Raw genomic sequence first — 12,774 nt, 5'->3', positions numbered from 1 at the left:
GGAATGGAGAGACACGCCCCATGAGCTCGCCTTCGGTTCTGCTGGAGATCGCTGGTGTGCAGAAGCGGTACGGCGGCGTGCATGCGTTGCGTGGCGTCGATTTCTCCGTACGAGCCGGTGAGGTGCACGCGCTGGTGGGCGAGAACGGTGCCGGCAAGTCGACGCTGATCAAGATCGTGTCCGGTGCCGAGTCGCCGGACACCGGTCAGGTGTCGCTGGACGGCAAGCCGCTCTCGCTCGGCAGCACCTCGGCGGCGCTGGATGCCGGCATCGCCACTGTCTACCAGGAACCGCAGCTGTTCGGCGAGCTCACCGTGGCGGAAAATGTCTTTATCGGGAGGGAACTGCGCCGCTTCGGCCGGGTCGACTGGCCGAAGCAGCGCACCCAGGTCGCGTCCTTGTTGCGACGGCTTGGCCTGGATCCACGGCTCGCGGACGTACGGGTCGCCGATGTCCCGGTGGCCGAACAGCAACTCGTGTCGATCGCCAAGGCGTTCGCCCACGACGCCCGGATCCTGATCCTGGACGAGCCGTCCGCGATCCTGACCGACCGGGAGATCGAGACACTTTTCACGGTCGTACGAGGACTTCGCGACTCCGGCATGGGCGTTATCTACATCAGTCACCGACTGGACGAATTAGCGCAGGTGACCGACCGGGTCACCGTGTTGCGGGACGGGCAGGTGGTGGCGAGCCAGCCGACCCGCGAACTTTCGGTACGCCAGGTCGCCGAACTGATGGTCGGCCAGCCGCTTTCCGACCTCGCGCCGGCAAATCCGCCGCCTCCGCGCAGGGCTCGGTGCCCGCACTTTCGGTGCGCGACCTGTCGCGCGGAGAAGCCTTCACTGACGTGACTTTTGACGTACGCACCGGTGAAGTCGTCGCCCTCTACGGGCTTGTCGGATCCGGCGCAGGCGACATCGCGCGCGCTCTCTTCGGGATCGACACCGCTTTTTCCGGAACAGTTAGCCGAAACGGCAAGGTCATCACGCTGGCGGACCCGATTGACGCGGTCCGGCACGGCATCGCGATGCTCCCGGCGAACCGGAAACTGCAGGGCGTTTTCGCTCCGCAGAGCATCGCCTTCAACATCTCCAGCGCGCACCTGACATTCCTTTCGCGCCTGCGGCTGTGGGTGGACCGCCGGCGCGAGCAGGCCACCGCCACCGACCTGATTTCCCCCGATGGGCATCAAGGCGCCCGGTCCAGGTACCGCGGTGGGCACGCTTTCCGGTGGCAACCAACAGAAAGTGGTGCTGGCCCGGCAGTTGGTCGAGCGCCCGGACGTGCTGGTGCTGCAGGAACCCACGCAAGGCGTCGACGTGGGCGCCAAGGAAGAAATCCACCGGACGATCGCCTCGCTCGCCGAGGCCGGCAGTGCGGTGGTGCTGGTTTCCTCGGATCTGCAGGAGGTTCTGTTGCTCGCTGACCGGCTGCTGGTCGTACGCGCCGGCCGCATCACCGCTCGCTACGGGCGTGCCGCCGAGCAGGTCGAGGTGTTGGCTGCGGCCGCTGGGGAGGTCGCCGAGTGACCACAGTGGACACCCCGGTCCGGCGGCGGCCGATCGTCCGAGCAATCGAGGGCCAGGAACTCGCGCTGGTCGTGGTCATCATTGTGTTGTGTGTGGTTCTTTCGTTGATGACCCGTACTTTCCTGACCGCGTCGAACCTGAACAACATCCTGTTCTCGGTGGCCCCGATCGCCATCATGGGGATCGGGATGACCGCGGTGATCGTCACCGCCGGCATCGACGTGTCGTGTCGGTGGGCAGCGCGGCGGCGCTGGTCATGGTGATCGTCGCACTGCTCGTACGGGACTCCGGCCTGCCGTTTCTGCCGGCCGTCGTGGTGGCGCTGGTGTTGGGGTCGATTTTGGGGACTCTGAACGGATTACTGGTCGCGTACGGGCGGGTCCACCCGATCATCATCACTTTCGGGACACTGAACATCTACCGCTTCGTGTCTTTGCAGATCTTCAACTCCCAGGACGTCACGGGCGTCCCGCCGACGCTGCAGTTTTTCGGCGGTGGGGGGGCAGTGGCAGCACCCTGGGGGTGTCCAACGCCTGGTGGCTGGCGATGCTGATCGGCGCGGGAAATGTGGATTTACATGCGATATTGGGCCACCGGGCGGCATCTCTACGCGATTGGCGGTGATCCGGACGCGGCCCGGCTGGCCGGCGTAAAAGTGGCCCGGCGCAGGGTCGCGGCGTACGCGATGACCGGTCTGCTGGTGGGCCTCGCGGCCTGTTGCCTGATCGGCAGCGGCGGCCTTCAGCAAAATTCCGGCACTGGCTTGGAGCTTCAGGTCATCGCGGCCGTTGTCATCGGCGGCACCAGCATTCTGGGCGGTCGAGGCACAGTTTTGGGGACACTGCTGGGCGCCCCTGCTGGTCGGCATCGTCTCCAGCGCGATCACCTTGCTCGGCTGGCCCAGCGACCTCACCGACCTGTTCATCGGTCTTTTCATCCTGCTCGCCGTCGGGGTTGACCTGGTGCGCCAGCGCCGCCGGCTGGCCGGCCACCTCGGACGCCGGAAGGTTGGCTGATGGCAACGCAAACGGCGGAACCGGCGGGCAATCCGGTCAGCCGGATCGTCCGGATCATTCTCACCGAGCGGGTGGCGCTGCTGGCGATCCTGCTGGTAATCATGGTGGGGTGGCTCAAGTTCCTGGAAGCCGGCGACTATCTGACCGCGCCCTACGACATCTCGTACATGGCGTCGGCGCTGGAGTCGATGGTGCCGCTTTGCCTGCTGGCCATCGCCGAGCTGGTGGTGATGGTTTCCGGCCGCGGCGGCATCGACCTCTCGGTCGGCGCGATGGTCAGCCTCTCCGGTATGGTCTTCGGCTTCCTGGTAGGAAAATTGTCCTGGCCGGTGCTGCCGGCAATTGTCGTGTGCTTGCTCTGTGGTGCCGTGCTGGGCGCGATCAACGGCGCCCTCGTCGCGTACCTGCGCTTCCCGGCGTTGATCGCCACCCTTGCCACCTACTACGCCTTCAGCTCGATTTCCTTGGTGAGCAGTCACAGCGACCCTATTTCTGACAAGCCGGTGCAGGACCTGCACTCACTCACACAGCCGGTCACTGTCGGATTCCTGCCGCCTTTTCCGTTGCAGGTGCTGACTTTTCTGCTGCCCTGCGTGGTGGTCGCGTGGCTGGTTCTGAGTCGTACGACCTACGGCCGGAAACTCTATGCCGTCGGCACCAATGACGCGGCCGCCCGCTTCGCCAGCATCCGCGTCTCCAGCGTACGTTTCCGCGCTTTTTCGTCGCCGCCGGCATCATTTCCGCCGTCGTCGCCGTCGTCACCGTTGGCCAATTCGCCTCCGCCCGTCCAGACGCCGGCACCGTCGGCAACGGCATGGCCCTGCCCGCCATCACCATCGCCGTTCTCGGCGGCGTCGCCATCTCCGGCGGCGTCGGCCGCATCGGCGGGGGGGTAGCGGCATCTTTGCTGATCGTGTGGCTCAACGCGGGCATCCTGCTGATGTTCACCGGCTCCCAAGGCAGCCAGTTCCAACTGCTCGCGCTCGGTGTCGTTCTGATCGGGTCAGCGTTGTTGAACTCCTTCACGCTGCGCCGGTACGGCTCTTTGCAGTAGGTCGCAGCGTCAATGCCACCGCCGACCAGTACTAGCGGCGGACTTTTCGCAGTGGGTCAGTGGAAGCTTGATAGGCCGTCCAGAGCAGTGTAAGCAAAGCAAGCGCAGCAACGATTAAGAGGAGGTCTCCGGCGGGTACGTGCCGGCCGGCGGCCGAAAGTGGGTAGGACCGGCAAAGCCGAGGTACGAGACCGCCTGGTAGGCGGCGGTCAGCCCGGCCAGCCGGTCCGGTCGGGCGATCCGCTGCACCTCGCGGAGCCCGCAGACCTGGCAACATCCGTAGCTGGCGCCAAGAATCAGCGCGGCGAGGACAGCCAGCGCTGGCTGCACCAGGGCCGCCGCAGCGGCCGCGACGAGAACTCCGACCACCACGAGTCCCAAAGCGGTGCCCAACAGCCACGGTTTGCCCGGCCTGTCAACGAAACGGGCGAGTGGCTGGGTGGCGATACCGGTGGCCGCGCAGAGCGCGGTCATGCCCGTACTGAATATCAGCGCGTTGTCGCCGAGACTACTTTTCACCAACCCGGGCAGATACGCCACCGCGATCGACACCGAGCCGAAAACCCATGGTGCCAACGGAACAACGACAAAGAGGAATCGACGGTCGCGGATTTCCGGTATCCGTAGCTGTCCCAGCAAGCTGCCCGGGCCGGTATGAAAGCGAGTCTCGGTGCGCCGAAAATGAGAAAGAAGGCGACCGCCGCGAGCAACAGATGAGGCAGGTACGGGACCACCGTCGGAGCCGGCCCCCACTGCGCCAACACGCCGGAAACCAGTGGCCCCAGGCCAAAACCGACGCTCATCGCCACCGTGATCCGGCGCGGGCTCAGGCTGCTGCGGGAAGCTGAAAGTTCCTTGATCCAGGCGGCTCCCGAGCTGAAAGCGGCGCCACTGGCGACCCCGGCGAGCAGCCGGCCGGCGAAGAGCCACCCGGCGCCGGTGCCGCCCAGGATCAGCAGCAGGCTGGCGACAGCCGAGACCACCAGCGTTGGAGCCATCACTCGGCGGCGGCCGTACCGATCCGACATCGGGCCGCCGAACAGCAGTCCGGGAATCAGCCCCAGCACGTAGAAACCGAAGGTTCCCTGCACGGTGGTCGTCGACAGGCCGAGCGTGGACTGGTACATCAGCAACAGCGGCGCGAACTGCTGCGCTCCCCATCCCACCGCCGCCACCGCGACGCCGGCCCGGAGCCACCCTCGCGGATCACTCGACGCGGTCAGGTCGACTGCGCCCGTACGCGCCTCGTCAGCTGTCACCCCCCGATCATCGCCGCTGCGATCCCGGAACTCGAGTGGCAGGAACGCCACTATGCGTACAGTTTCGGCCACCAGATGACAGCCAGAAAGAGAACCTGGGATTCTAGACAAATGTGGACAGTCGAATTCGACTCATCTGATGAACCGCGACGAGTCTGGGGCCGCGGGCGGGCGCGGATTTCGACGGGCCGGTGCTGCGGCCTCCACTTTGACCAGCGGTGCTGGCCGTGCTGGCCGGACCGGAGCCGCTGAGCCGGAGTTGCCGGCCACCGGTTGGTTCGCGACCGCCGGCGGTCGCGGTCCGGATGTCGAACCGCCGGGCGAGCGATAGAAGGAGTAGTTTCGTAAAGATCTTTCGTTTCGGCCGGTGGAGGTGGCGTGCAGGCGAGCAGCAGTCCGGCGTTGTTGCGCGAGATCAACTGCGCCAAGGTGTTCGCCGCGCTGCGGGGCCGCGATGCGTTGCGGCTGACCGAGATCGGCGAGCTGACCGGGCTGTCCCGCCCGACGGTCTCGCAGGCGTCCGAGCAACTGGTGGCTGGCGGGCTGGCCGAATATGTCGAGGAAGAGGCAGCGGACCAGCCGCGGATCGGCCGGCCGGCCCGGGCCGTACGTTTTCGCCGCAGAGCGGGATATGTGCTGGGGATCGATATCGGCCCGCACAAGATTCTCGCGATGCTCGCGGACCTGACCGGCTCGGTGGTCGCGAAAAAGCGCCGCGACGACGATTTCGCTAGCTCTGGGCAGCAAGTTTTGGCCGCTGTAAGGGAAACTGTGACGAGCCTGCTGAAAGAGGCGGGTATTGCCCGCCATGAGGTGTGGTCGGTAACGGTGGGCACACCGGGCATCGTGGACCCGCACACCAGGGCGGTGACCTTCGCGCCGAGCCTGCCGGACTGGAACGAGATCCGGCTGGCTGACGCGCTCCGACGCTCGTTTTCGGCGCCGATTCAGGTGGAAAACGACGTCAACCTCGCGGTGATCGCGGAGCGGTGGCTGGGGGTGGCCACCGGGGTTAGTACGGTCGTGTTCATTCAGTGGGGCGCGCGAGTGGGTGCCGGCCTGGTGATCGGCGACCGGTTGCACCGCGGCGCGGCCGGAATGGCCGGCGAAATCGGCTATTTGAGCGTACTGGACGGGCAGGCCGGGGTGGTGCCGGACGAATCTGGGTTGGGGCCGCTGGAAAGCCGGGTCGGTGCGGGCGCCATCATCGAGGCGGCCGGCAGCCGGCGGCGGCGCGGCGGCCGGCCGGCCGGCCGGCGGGGGCCGAGGAAACCGACGCGACCGCGGTTTTCGCCGCCGCCCGTGCGGGCGACGAGGCGGCCGCGCAGGCGATCGACGAGGTGGCGGCCCGGCTGGCCCGCGGTCTTTCGGCTCTGTTGCTCGTGCTGGATCCCGAGATGGTCGTCCTTGGCGGCGGAGTGTCCACCGCGGGGCCGTCGCTGCTGTCGGCCATCGAGCGGCACATCGAGCCGCTCGCGTTGGCCAAGCCACTGCTGACGCTGTCCGCATTGGGCGACGAGGCGACCGCTCCGCTCTCGGTGCCGTCCGTCTTGCCCTCACCGACGTGGAAGACCGATTGCTCCCGGCTGCCACCGATCCGCTGGCCCGCTGACCGCGTTCGGCCATTCCCGGAGCGGAGGCGTCCATCCCTTGACGCCCATCCGCCGGTCCGTCAGGGTGATCCGTAAATAACTTTCGAAAGATGCCTTCATTAGTACGCCACCTGGAGGGTCAGTCATGCGTGCCAAGGCTTTGGTGCTGGTCACCGCCGTTGCGGCGGCCCTGCTCACCGCCCCGCAGGCGCCGGCGAACGCGGCTGGAGCACCCTTCGACTCCCGGCCGGCGCAACAGGCACTGACCCGGCTGATCGGACCTCGCTACGCCAGCCAGGTGACCTTGCGGGCAACGCGGAAGGGGACCGGCAAAGACCGGTTCCGGGTGTCCGCCGACCACGGCCGGCTGGTCGTGGAGGGCACCAGCCCGGCCGTCGAGCTGACGGGCTTTGGTTGGTATCTCAAGTATGTCGCGCACGCGAACATCGAACTGGAAGGCAGCCAGCTCAACCTGCCACCGCGCCTTGCGCTGCCAGCGCAGCCCATCGAGCACACCGCGTCGGTGGACAATCGCTTCGCGCTGAACGACACCAATGAGGGCTACGCCGGCGCGTACCTGACCTGGCAGCAATGGCAACACCGGATCGACGTGCTGGCCTTGCACGGCATCAACGAGGTGCTGGTTTACGAAGGACAGGAGGCCGTGTACGAGCGCGCCTTCCAGCAGTTCCATTACACCGCGGCACAAATGCGGAGTTGGATTCCGCAACCGGGCCACCAGCCGTGGTGGCTGCTGCAGAACATGTGCTGCCTGGGCAGCCCGATCTCGCAGCAACTCATCGACCGTCGCGCGGTGCTCGGCCGGCAGATCGCGGATCAGTTGCGATCGCTCGGCATGACGCCTGTTCTTCCGGGCTATTACGGGACAGTGCCGGCCGGATTCAGTGCGAAGAACCCCGGTGCGCACACTGTTCCGCAGGGTATCTGGGCGGGGCTGGAACGGCCGGACTGGCTCGATCCCACCGACCCGTTCTTCGCCAAGGTCGCGGCCGCCTTCTACCAGGTGCAGACCCACCTTTTCGGCCCCAGCACGATGTACAAAATGGATTTGCTGCACGAGGGCGGGATAGCCGGACCGGTCGATGTCGCGGCGCGCTTCGCAGGCTGTCCAGCGGGCGCTGGAAACCGCGCATCCGGCCGCGATCTGGGCCATTCTCGGCTGGCAGTCCAACCCGCTGCCAGCGACCCTGCAGGCCGTCGACCGGTCGAAGATGTTGGTGCTGGACGGGCTTTCCGAGCAGGGCTCGGTCACCGACCGAGACCAGGACTGGATCGGTACGCCGTATGCCTTCGGCACCATCTGGAACTTCGGCGGACACGACAACATGGGCGCCGGGCTCGCTGAATGGAACCGGAAGTTCCATGCGTGGCAAGCAAAATCTGGTACGGCCTTGAATGGCATCGCGCTGATGCCGGAAGGTATCGACAACAACCCGGTCGCGGTGGACTTCTTCGCCGAAATGCCTTGGCAAGATGGCCCGGTCGACATGGCCAGCTGGTTCGCCAGCTATGCCCTCGCCCGCTACGGTACGGCTGACCTGCATGCCGCGCAGGCTTGGCAGATCCTCGGCAAAACCGCGTACAACCTGCCGACCACGGTCGACGGGAAATATCCGACTGCCTTGTACGACGATGAGCCGAGCATCACCGACACCGGCGCCGCGCTGGGCTACGACCCGAACACGTTCACGCCCGCCCTCGGCGACCTGCTCCAAGTGGCCCCGCGGCTGCGGAACAGCAGCGCCTATCGGTACGACCTGGTCGATGTGGCCCGTCAGGTGCTGGGCCAACCAAAGCCGTGCGCAGCTGCCGCCCATCCAAGCCGCCTTCGCTGCCAAGGACATCACGAAATTCGAGCAGTTGACCGGAAAGTGGGCGCAGAGCATCAAGTTGATGGATGCCCTGCTCGGCACTGACAGCAATTTCCTGCTCGGCAGCTGGCAGGCCGAGGCGCGCGCGCAGGCCGCGAACCGGACCGAGGCCGCAGCGCTTCGGTACGACCTACGGTCCCTGGTGTCGCTGTGGGACTCGGGCACTCCGGATCTGCAGGACTATGCCCGCCGGGAGTGGAACGGGCTGGTCGGTGACTATTACGGCGGCCGCTGGCAACTATATTTTTTCCAGCCTGGACAAGGCTTTGCGGACCGGTCAGCCGGCCGCCGACATCGACTGGCACGCGTACGCCAACACCTGGGCGCATCAGGACACCGCTTATCCGAGCCAGCCACATGGCGACTCGTACGCGCTGGCCAGCCGCGTCGCGGATGGGCCGGCCGGCACCCCCTGACCGCGACCGCGGCGACGGCCTGGGTGAAGCCCGGCGGCACCGCCCAGGTGACCGTTGTTTTCGCCAACAGCAACCTGATCCGGTCGGCGGACAACGTCGGACTGACGGTGTCCGCGCCGGCCGGCTATGTCGTACGCCCAGCGACTCCGACGACCACCAGGCAGGTCCCGGTGGGAGGCACCTTCACCGCCAAATGGACCGTCGCCGCGCCGGCGAACGCGCCCTCCGGCAGCACGCCAGCCCTGAATGCCGGCGTTTCTTGGCGCTCTGGCTCGGAAAGTTCCCGCGCCACCGCCGCCGCTCAGCTGTTGGTCACCGGTGACATCGCGGCTCCGTACACCACGGTCTCGACCAACAACGCCGGCTTCGCCCAGTCCGGGGACAATTTCTCGATCGCCGGCGGCGGTGTGCGGACGTGTGGGGTGACCGCAACGAATTCGGAGCGGTCTATCGCAAAAAAAAATGTGCTCGCCGACGACCAGGCAGTGATTACCCAGGTGACGAGCCAGGACAACACTTCGCCGTACGCGCGCGCCGGCCTGGTCGCGAGCAACGACCTGTCCGCGAGCGGATCCGCTGGCTACGCGACGATCGGGGTGACACCTGGCCACGGCTGCGTCTTCGGCTGGGACCGGGACGGCAACGGCACGATCGACAGCTCCGCGGAAACCGGCGGTTTCGCGCCCACTGTCTACGTACGACTTGGCCGGCACGGCGACCAGCTCAACGGATCTTGCAGCAGCGACGGGAAAAAAACTGGACTGTGGTGGGCAGTGCGACCGTTCCTGGGGTGGCCGCCGGCGAAGACGTGGGCATGGTTATGAGCGCGGTCAACGCGAACACCGGCCTGACCGGCCTGGCCCGTTTCCACGGCTTCGCGGTCGGCTCGTACGTGCCAGCCGCGCCGACGACCGGCGCGGCGCGCTGAGTGTGAGTGTCGGCAAGCCGGTGACCGCGCAGTCGTCCGAGCCGGGAAACTCGGCGACCGCGGCGAACGACGGGAGCCGCCTCGAACGATCCGTACTGGGGTAGCAAAATGGAGACCACCGGCACCTGGTGGCAGGTCGATCTCGGGGCCCCCACCGATATTTCCGCGGTGAACGTACGAAACTACGTCGACGGGACCCGCTTCTACACGTACCAGCTGCTCGGCAGCACCGACGGCACGCACTATTTCGTCCTGGGTGGCAAAAGCAACACCAACCCCGCGACGGACGCCGGTGACACCGCCCGTACGGAAGCGACAGTGCGCTACGTGAAGATCATTGGCCTGAGCAACTCGGCGAACTCCAGCTTCCATCTCACCGAGGTCACCGTTTTCGCGAGAGGTTAGGTCAGTTTGGGGAGGACCTTGGCGGCGACCGTCTTGTTGGCGGCGAGTTGCGACTCGGGGTGGGCGGTGTCGCTGTATTTCAGCGTCATCAGGAAGGTGCCCTTCAGCACCCGGAGATCCTGGTCACCGCCCACATAAGCGGCGTCGCCGACATCGGTCACTGGCTTGGACGGAGGGTCGAGTTTCTGGGCGGAATCGAAGGCTTCCCTGGTCGTACGCGTAAGGGTGATGCGTACGACGAGAAAGGCTGGGTCGAGGGTCCATTCGCAGGACAGGATGGGTCCGTTGGTGCCTGGGAAGTGTTTGGCGACCGGCTTCCCGACGGCGACGCTCACGTCGTTGTCGGTGATCAACGTGCATGGATCCGGTACGGAGGTTTCGGCCGAGCCGCTGTCGGAGGAGGCACTGGCCGATGGGGAAGCTGCAGCCACCACCGGTGGAGCGGCGGGCGCGGTGGTTTTCTTAGTAAGGAGGCCACAACCGGTCAGCGCGAGCGCGCCGGTCAGCAGAACCGTGGCGAGGGTGAGGGTACGGCCGGCCATAGGAACTCCTTGGACGAGCTGGCACCAGTTCGGCCAGCCGACCGAGAAAGTTAGTGACCGGTGCGATCCTCGTCACCGCGGCAATGGACCCGTACGAGGGCAACCCGCGCTGCCCCCGCCGAGGCACTTTCGGGCAAGCGCGATAAGGGCCTGAAAAGCTCATCGCGGGCCCCGCCGAAGCGGAGCCCGCGATGGAACTACGGCAAAACTACGGACGGCCCAGCCCGCGGTATTCCCAGTTGGCGGCGCGCCACAGCTCCGGGTCGAGGCAGTTGCGGCCGTCGACGATGCGTGTCGCGTTCACCACATCGGCCAGCGCGACCGGGTCGGCGTGCCGGAACTCCTCCCACTCGGTGAGCACACACAGCACCACCTCGGCGCCCTTGGCGGCCTCGTCGAGCGACGCCGCGTACGACACCTCGGGGAGGTCGCGGCGGGCGTTCTCGTTGCCCTCCGGGTCATACACGACCACTGAGGCGCCGGCGTCGTGCACCTTGCGGGCCACCGCGAGGGCCGGCGAGTCGCGTACGTCGTCGGAATTCGGCTTGAAGGCGGCCCCCAGCACGGCGACCTGCTTGCCGGCGAGGGACCCGCCGACCAACTCGGCGGCCAGGTCCACGACCCGCTGCCGGCGACGGAGGTTGATCTCGTCGACCTCGGACAGGAAGTTCAGCGCGGCACCGACGCCCAGTTCCTCGGCGCGGGCCCGGAACGCCCGGATGTCCTTGGGCAGGCAGCCGCCGCCGAAGCCGACACCGGCGCGCAGGAAGCGGTTGCCGATCCGCAGGTCGTACCCGATCGCGCGAGCGAGCTGCGTCACATCGGCACCAGCGGCCTCACAGACCTCGGACATCGCGTTGATGAACGAGATCTTGGTGGCCAGGAACGAGTTCGCGGAGACCTTGACCAGCTCGGCGGTGGCGAAGTCGGTGACCACCACGGGGACCTCGCGGTCCTCGGCGGCGGCCAGCTCGTACACGCCGCGGTACGTCTTGTCGAGCATCTCCTTGGCCCACTCGGTCTTCACGCCGAAGACGAGCCGGTCCGGACGCAGGGTGTCCTCGACCGCGAAGCCCTCGCGGAGGAACTCCGGGTTCCACGCGACCTCGATCTCGGCGTGCTCGGGAGCGTGCTTGGCGATCAGCTCCTCGACCCACTCCGCGGTGCCCACCGGCACCGTGGACTTGCCGACGATCAGCGCGCGGCCGTGGATGTTCTTCACCACCGAGACCACGGCGGCCTCGACATACCGCAGGTCAGCGGCCAGCGAGCCCTTCTTCTGCGGGGTGCCGACGCAGACGAAGTGCACGTCGCCAAAGCGCGCGGCCTCCGCGTAGTCGGTGGTGAAGCGCAGCCGGCCGGTGGCCAGGTTGCGCTGCAGCAGCTCGTCTAGGCCGGGCTCGTGGAACGGCACCTGCCCGTCGGCCAGCTTGCCGATTTTGGCTTCGTCGACATCAACGCCGAGCACGTCGTAACCCAGCTCCGCCATCGACACGGCGTGGGTGGCACCGAGATAGCCGGTGCCCAGTACGGTCAGCCGAGGGCGTTGCGGTGTGATGGGTGGCACGCTGGGGAACCTCCGTTGGCTTCAGCGTTTGGGCGCTCTGCGGGGCGGTTGTGCCGCTGCGAATGGGCGCACTTTGTTAACGGAACAATGTCGTCGGACGAGGATAGACGGTGTGGATCGTGTCACCCATGTCCGGGAGTGTTACTGGCCGGTAGTCTGTGACCTGAGTCACCGACGTGTTGCTTTGCGTTGCTGGTTACCGGCCCGTAAATCACGCTACTTTCATATTCTCGCATACCGCTTGAAGAGGAGAATTCCGTGGACCCGTCATTTCAGACCTACCGCCTGACGGATGACCACGACACGGTGCGCGCCGCCGTTCGGGAAATCGCCGAGAAGGCCATCGAGCCGTACGCGAAAGACGTGGATGAGCAGCCCAGATACCCGCAGGAAGCGCAGGATGCGCTGGTTTCGTCCGGTTTCCACGCCGTTCACATCCCGGAGGAGTACGAGGGTGCCGGCTCCACTCGCTCGCACTGTCATCCGGATCGAGGAAGTCAGCCGGGGTGTGCTTCGTCATCCTGATCCCTTACGTCACCGATCTCGCAGCATGCCGGCATCCTGTCCGCGT

At 66.5% G+C, this 12,774-nt stretch carries 17 protein-coding genes and 3 pseudogenes; 16 read left to right on the top strand and 4 right to left on the bottom strand.

Going from position 1 to position 12,774, the window contains the following annotated elements; translation table 11 throughout:
• Positions 1-20 precede the first annotated feature (20 nt).
• From GNX96_RS55635 to GNX96_RS55610, 8 genes and pseudogenes are all read left to right on the top strand, one after another.
• Complete coding sequence (locus tag GNX96_RS55635) at positions 21-854, top strand: ATP-binding cassette domain-containing protein (protein WP_279581634.1); 834 nt, start codon at positions 21-23, stop codon at positions 852-854.
• Positions 800-1,000 (top strand): annotated as a pseudogene (locus GNX96_RS64975) (sugar ABC transporter ATP-binding protein); the annotation flags it as partial. The gene GNX96_RS55635 and the pseudogene GNX96_RS64975, both read left to right, overlap by 55 nt.
• A 217-nt stretch (positions 1,001-1,217) precedes the next feature.
• Positions 1,218-1,532: an ATP-binding cassette domain-containing protein gene (locus GNX96_RS55630; RefSeq protein WP_279581633.1), complete on the top strand. Its 315-nt coding sequence runs from the start codon at positions 1,218-1,220 to the stop codon at positions 1,530-1,532.
• Positions 1,529-1,795, top strand: a complete 267-nt coding sequence (locus GNX96_RS55625; RefSeq protein ID WP_279581632.1) for a hypothetical protein — start codon at positions 1,529-1,531, stop codon at positions 1,793-1,795. Before GNX96_RS55630 ends, GNX96_RS55625 begins: the two co-directional genes overlap by 4 nt.
• Positions 1,765-2,085, top strand: a complete 321-nt coding sequence (locus tag GNX96_RS55620; RefSeq protein ID WP_279581631.1) for a hypothetical protein — start codon at positions 1,765-1,767, stop codon at positions 2,083-2,085. Before GNX96_RS55625 ends, GNX96_RS55620 begins: the two co-directional genes overlap by 31 nt.
• Before the next feature lie 12 nt (positions 2,086-2,097).
• Positions 2,098-2,490 carry an ABC transporter permease gene (locus GNX96_RS55615; protein ID WP_279581630.1) on the top strand — a complete coding sequence of 131 codons (393 nt, stop codon included), beginning with the start codon at positions 2,098-2,100 and terminating at the stop codon, positions 2,488-2,490.
• Positions 2,491-2,547: 57 nt separating this feature from the next.
• Positions 2,548-3,444: an ABC transporter permease gene (locus GNX96_RS27470; RefSeq protein ID WP_279581629.1), complete on the top strand. Its 897-nt coding sequence runs from the start codon at positions 2,548-2,550 to the stop codon at positions 3,442-3,444.
• A gap of 17 nt (positions 3,445-3,461) precedes the next feature.
• Positions 3,462-3,602: a hypothetical protein gene (locus tag GNX96_RS55610; protein WP_279581628.1), complete on the top strand. Its 141-nt coding sequence runs from the start codon at positions 3,462-3,464 to the stop codon at positions 3,600-3,602.
• 114 nt (positions 3,603-3,716) lie between these two features.
• Here the strand turns inward: GNX96_RS55610 and GNX96_RS55605 are convergent, their stop codons facing one another.
• Positions 3,717-4,178 carry an MFS transporter gene (locus tag GNX96_RS55605; protein ID WP_279581627.1) on the bottom strand — a complete coding sequence of 154 codons (462 nt, stop codon included), beginning with the start codon at positions 4,176-4,178 and terminating at the stop codon, positions 3,717-3,719.
• The gene (locus GNX96_RS55600) at positions 4,118-4,861 is read right to left on the bottom strand and encodes an MFS transporter (protein WP_279581626.1); all 744 of its coding nucleotides are present in this window, start codon (positions 4,859-4,861) and stop codon (positions 4,118-4,120) included. The genes GNX96_RS55605 and GNX96_RS55600 overlap by 61 nt, the downstream gene beginning before the upstream one ends.
• Before the next feature lie 139 nt (positions 4,862-5,000).
• On the opposite strand from GNX96_RS55600, the gene GNX96_RS27460 reads away from it, so the two are divergent.
• The 7 genes and pseudogenes from GNX96_RS27460 (at position 5,001) to GNX96_RS27430 (ending at position 10,094) form a co-directional block, all read left to right on the top strand.
• Positions 5,001-5,192, top strand: coding sequence for a hypothetical protein (locus GNX96_RS27460; protein ID WP_163570488.1), 192 nt, complete (start codon positions 5,001-5,003; stop codon positions 5,190-5,192).
• Positions 5,193-5,239: 47 nt separating this feature from the next.
• Positions 5,240-5,977: pseudogene (locus tag GNX96_RS27455) on the top strand (ROK family transcriptional regulator); the annotation flags it as partial.
• A complete protein-coding gene (locus GNX96_RS64970; RefSeq protein ID WP_163570651.1) occupies positions 5,896-6,549 on the top strand; it encodes an ROK family protein in 654 nt (217 codons plus the stop codon). The pseudogene GNX96_RS27455 and the gene GNX96_RS64970, both read left to right, overlap by 82 nt.
• Before the next feature lie 49 nt (positions 6,550-6,598).
• Positions 6,599-7,528, top strand: a pseudogene (locus GNX96_RS27445) (alpha-N-acetylglucosaminidase TIM-barrel domain-containing protein); the annotation flags it as partial.
• Positions 7,529-7,556: 28 nt separating this feature from the next.
• Entirely contained in the window at positions 7,557-8,390 is an 834-nt protein-coding gene (locus GNX96_RS27440; RefSeq protein WP_163570482.1) for an alpha-N-acetylglucosaminidase TIM-barrel domain-containing protein, read from the top strand.
• Positions 8,281-9,585, top strand: a complete 1,305-nt coding sequence (locus tag GNX96_RS27435; RefSeq protein WP_279581668.1) for an alpha-N-acetylglucosaminidase C-terminal domain-containing protein — start codon at positions 8,281-8,283, stop codon at positions 9,583-9,585. Before GNX96_RS27440 ends, GNX96_RS27435 begins: the two co-directional genes overlap by 110 nt.
• Before the next feature lie 212 nt (positions 9,586-9,797).
• Complete coding sequence (locus tag GNX96_RS27430; protein WP_163570478.1) at positions 9,798-10,094, top strand: discoidin domain-containing protein; 297 nt, start codon at positions 9,798-9,800, stop codon at positions 10,092-10,094.
• On the opposite strand, the gene GNX96_RS27425 is transcribed toward GNX96_RS27430, so the two are convergent.
• Together GNX96_RS27425 and GNX96_RS27420 are read right to left on the bottom strand one after the other, a co-directional pair.
• Positions 10,091-10,636: a DUF3558 family protein gene (locus tag GNX96_RS27425; protein ID WP_163570476.1), complete on the bottom strand. Its 546-nt coding sequence runs from the start codon at positions 10,634-10,636 to the stop codon at positions 10,091-10,093. The two genes, GNX96_RS27430 and GNX96_RS27425, sit on opposite strands and share 4 nt — an antisense overlap.
• A 208-nt stretch (positions 10,637-10,844) precedes the next feature.
• Entirely contained in the window at positions 10,845-12,203 is a 1,359-nt protein-coding gene (locus tag GNX96_RS27420; RefSeq protein ID WP_279581625.1) for a UDP-glucose dehydrogenase family protein, read from the bottom strand.
• Between the two features lie 258 nt (positions 12,204-12,461).
• On the opposite strand from GNX96_RS27420, the gene GNX96_RS27415 reads away from it, so the two are divergent.
• Positions 12,462-12,728: an acyl-CoA dehydrogenase family protein gene (locus tag GNX96_RS27415; RefSeq protein ID WP_163570474.1), complete on the top strand. Its 267-nt coding sequence runs from the start codon at positions 12,462-12,464 to the stop codon at positions 12,726-12,728.
• Positions 12,729-12,774: the final 46 nt, after the last annotated feature.

The organism is Fodinicola feengrottensis (genome assembly GCF_010993775.1).
GTDB classification, from domain to species: Bacteria; Actinomycetota; Actinomycetes; order Mycobacteriales; family HKI-0501; genus Fodinicola; species Fodinicola feengrottensis.
The sequence above is the reverse complement of the archived record's forward strand: the minus strand, read 5'-3'. Positions and strand labels throughout refer to the sequence as shown.

Bases quoted from the DNA above. Each gene is read 5' to 3' on its own strand.
- GNX96_RS55615 (WP_279581630.1), top strand. From the start codon at position 2,098: ATGTGGATTTACATGCGATATTGGGCCACCGGGCGGCATCTCTACGCG.
- GNX96_RS27470 (WP_279581629.1), top strand. From the start codon at position 2,548: ATGGCAACGCAAACGGCGGAACCGGCGGGCAATCCGGTCAGCCGGATC.
- GNX96_RS27430 (WP_163570478.1), top strand. From the start codon at position 9,798: ATGGAGACCACCGGCACCTGGTGGCAGGTCGATCTCGGGGCCCCCACC.
- GNX96_RS55635 (WP_279581634.1), top strand. From the start codon at position 21: ATGAGCTCGCCTTCGGTTCTGCTGGAGATCGCTGGTGTGCAGAAGCGG.
- GNX96_RS27425 (WP_163570476.1), bottom strand. From the start codon at position 10,636: ATGGCCGGCCGTACCCTCACCCTCGCCACGGTTCTGCTGACCGGCGCG.
- GNX96_RS27440 (WP_163570482.1), top strand. From the start codon at position 7,557: ATGTCGCGGCGCGCTTCGCAGGCTGTCCAGCGGGCGCTGGAAACCGCG.
- GNX96_RS27460 (WP_163570488.1), top strand. From the start codon at position 5,001: ATGAACCGCGACGAGTCTGGGGCCGCGGGCGGGCGCGGATTTCGACGG.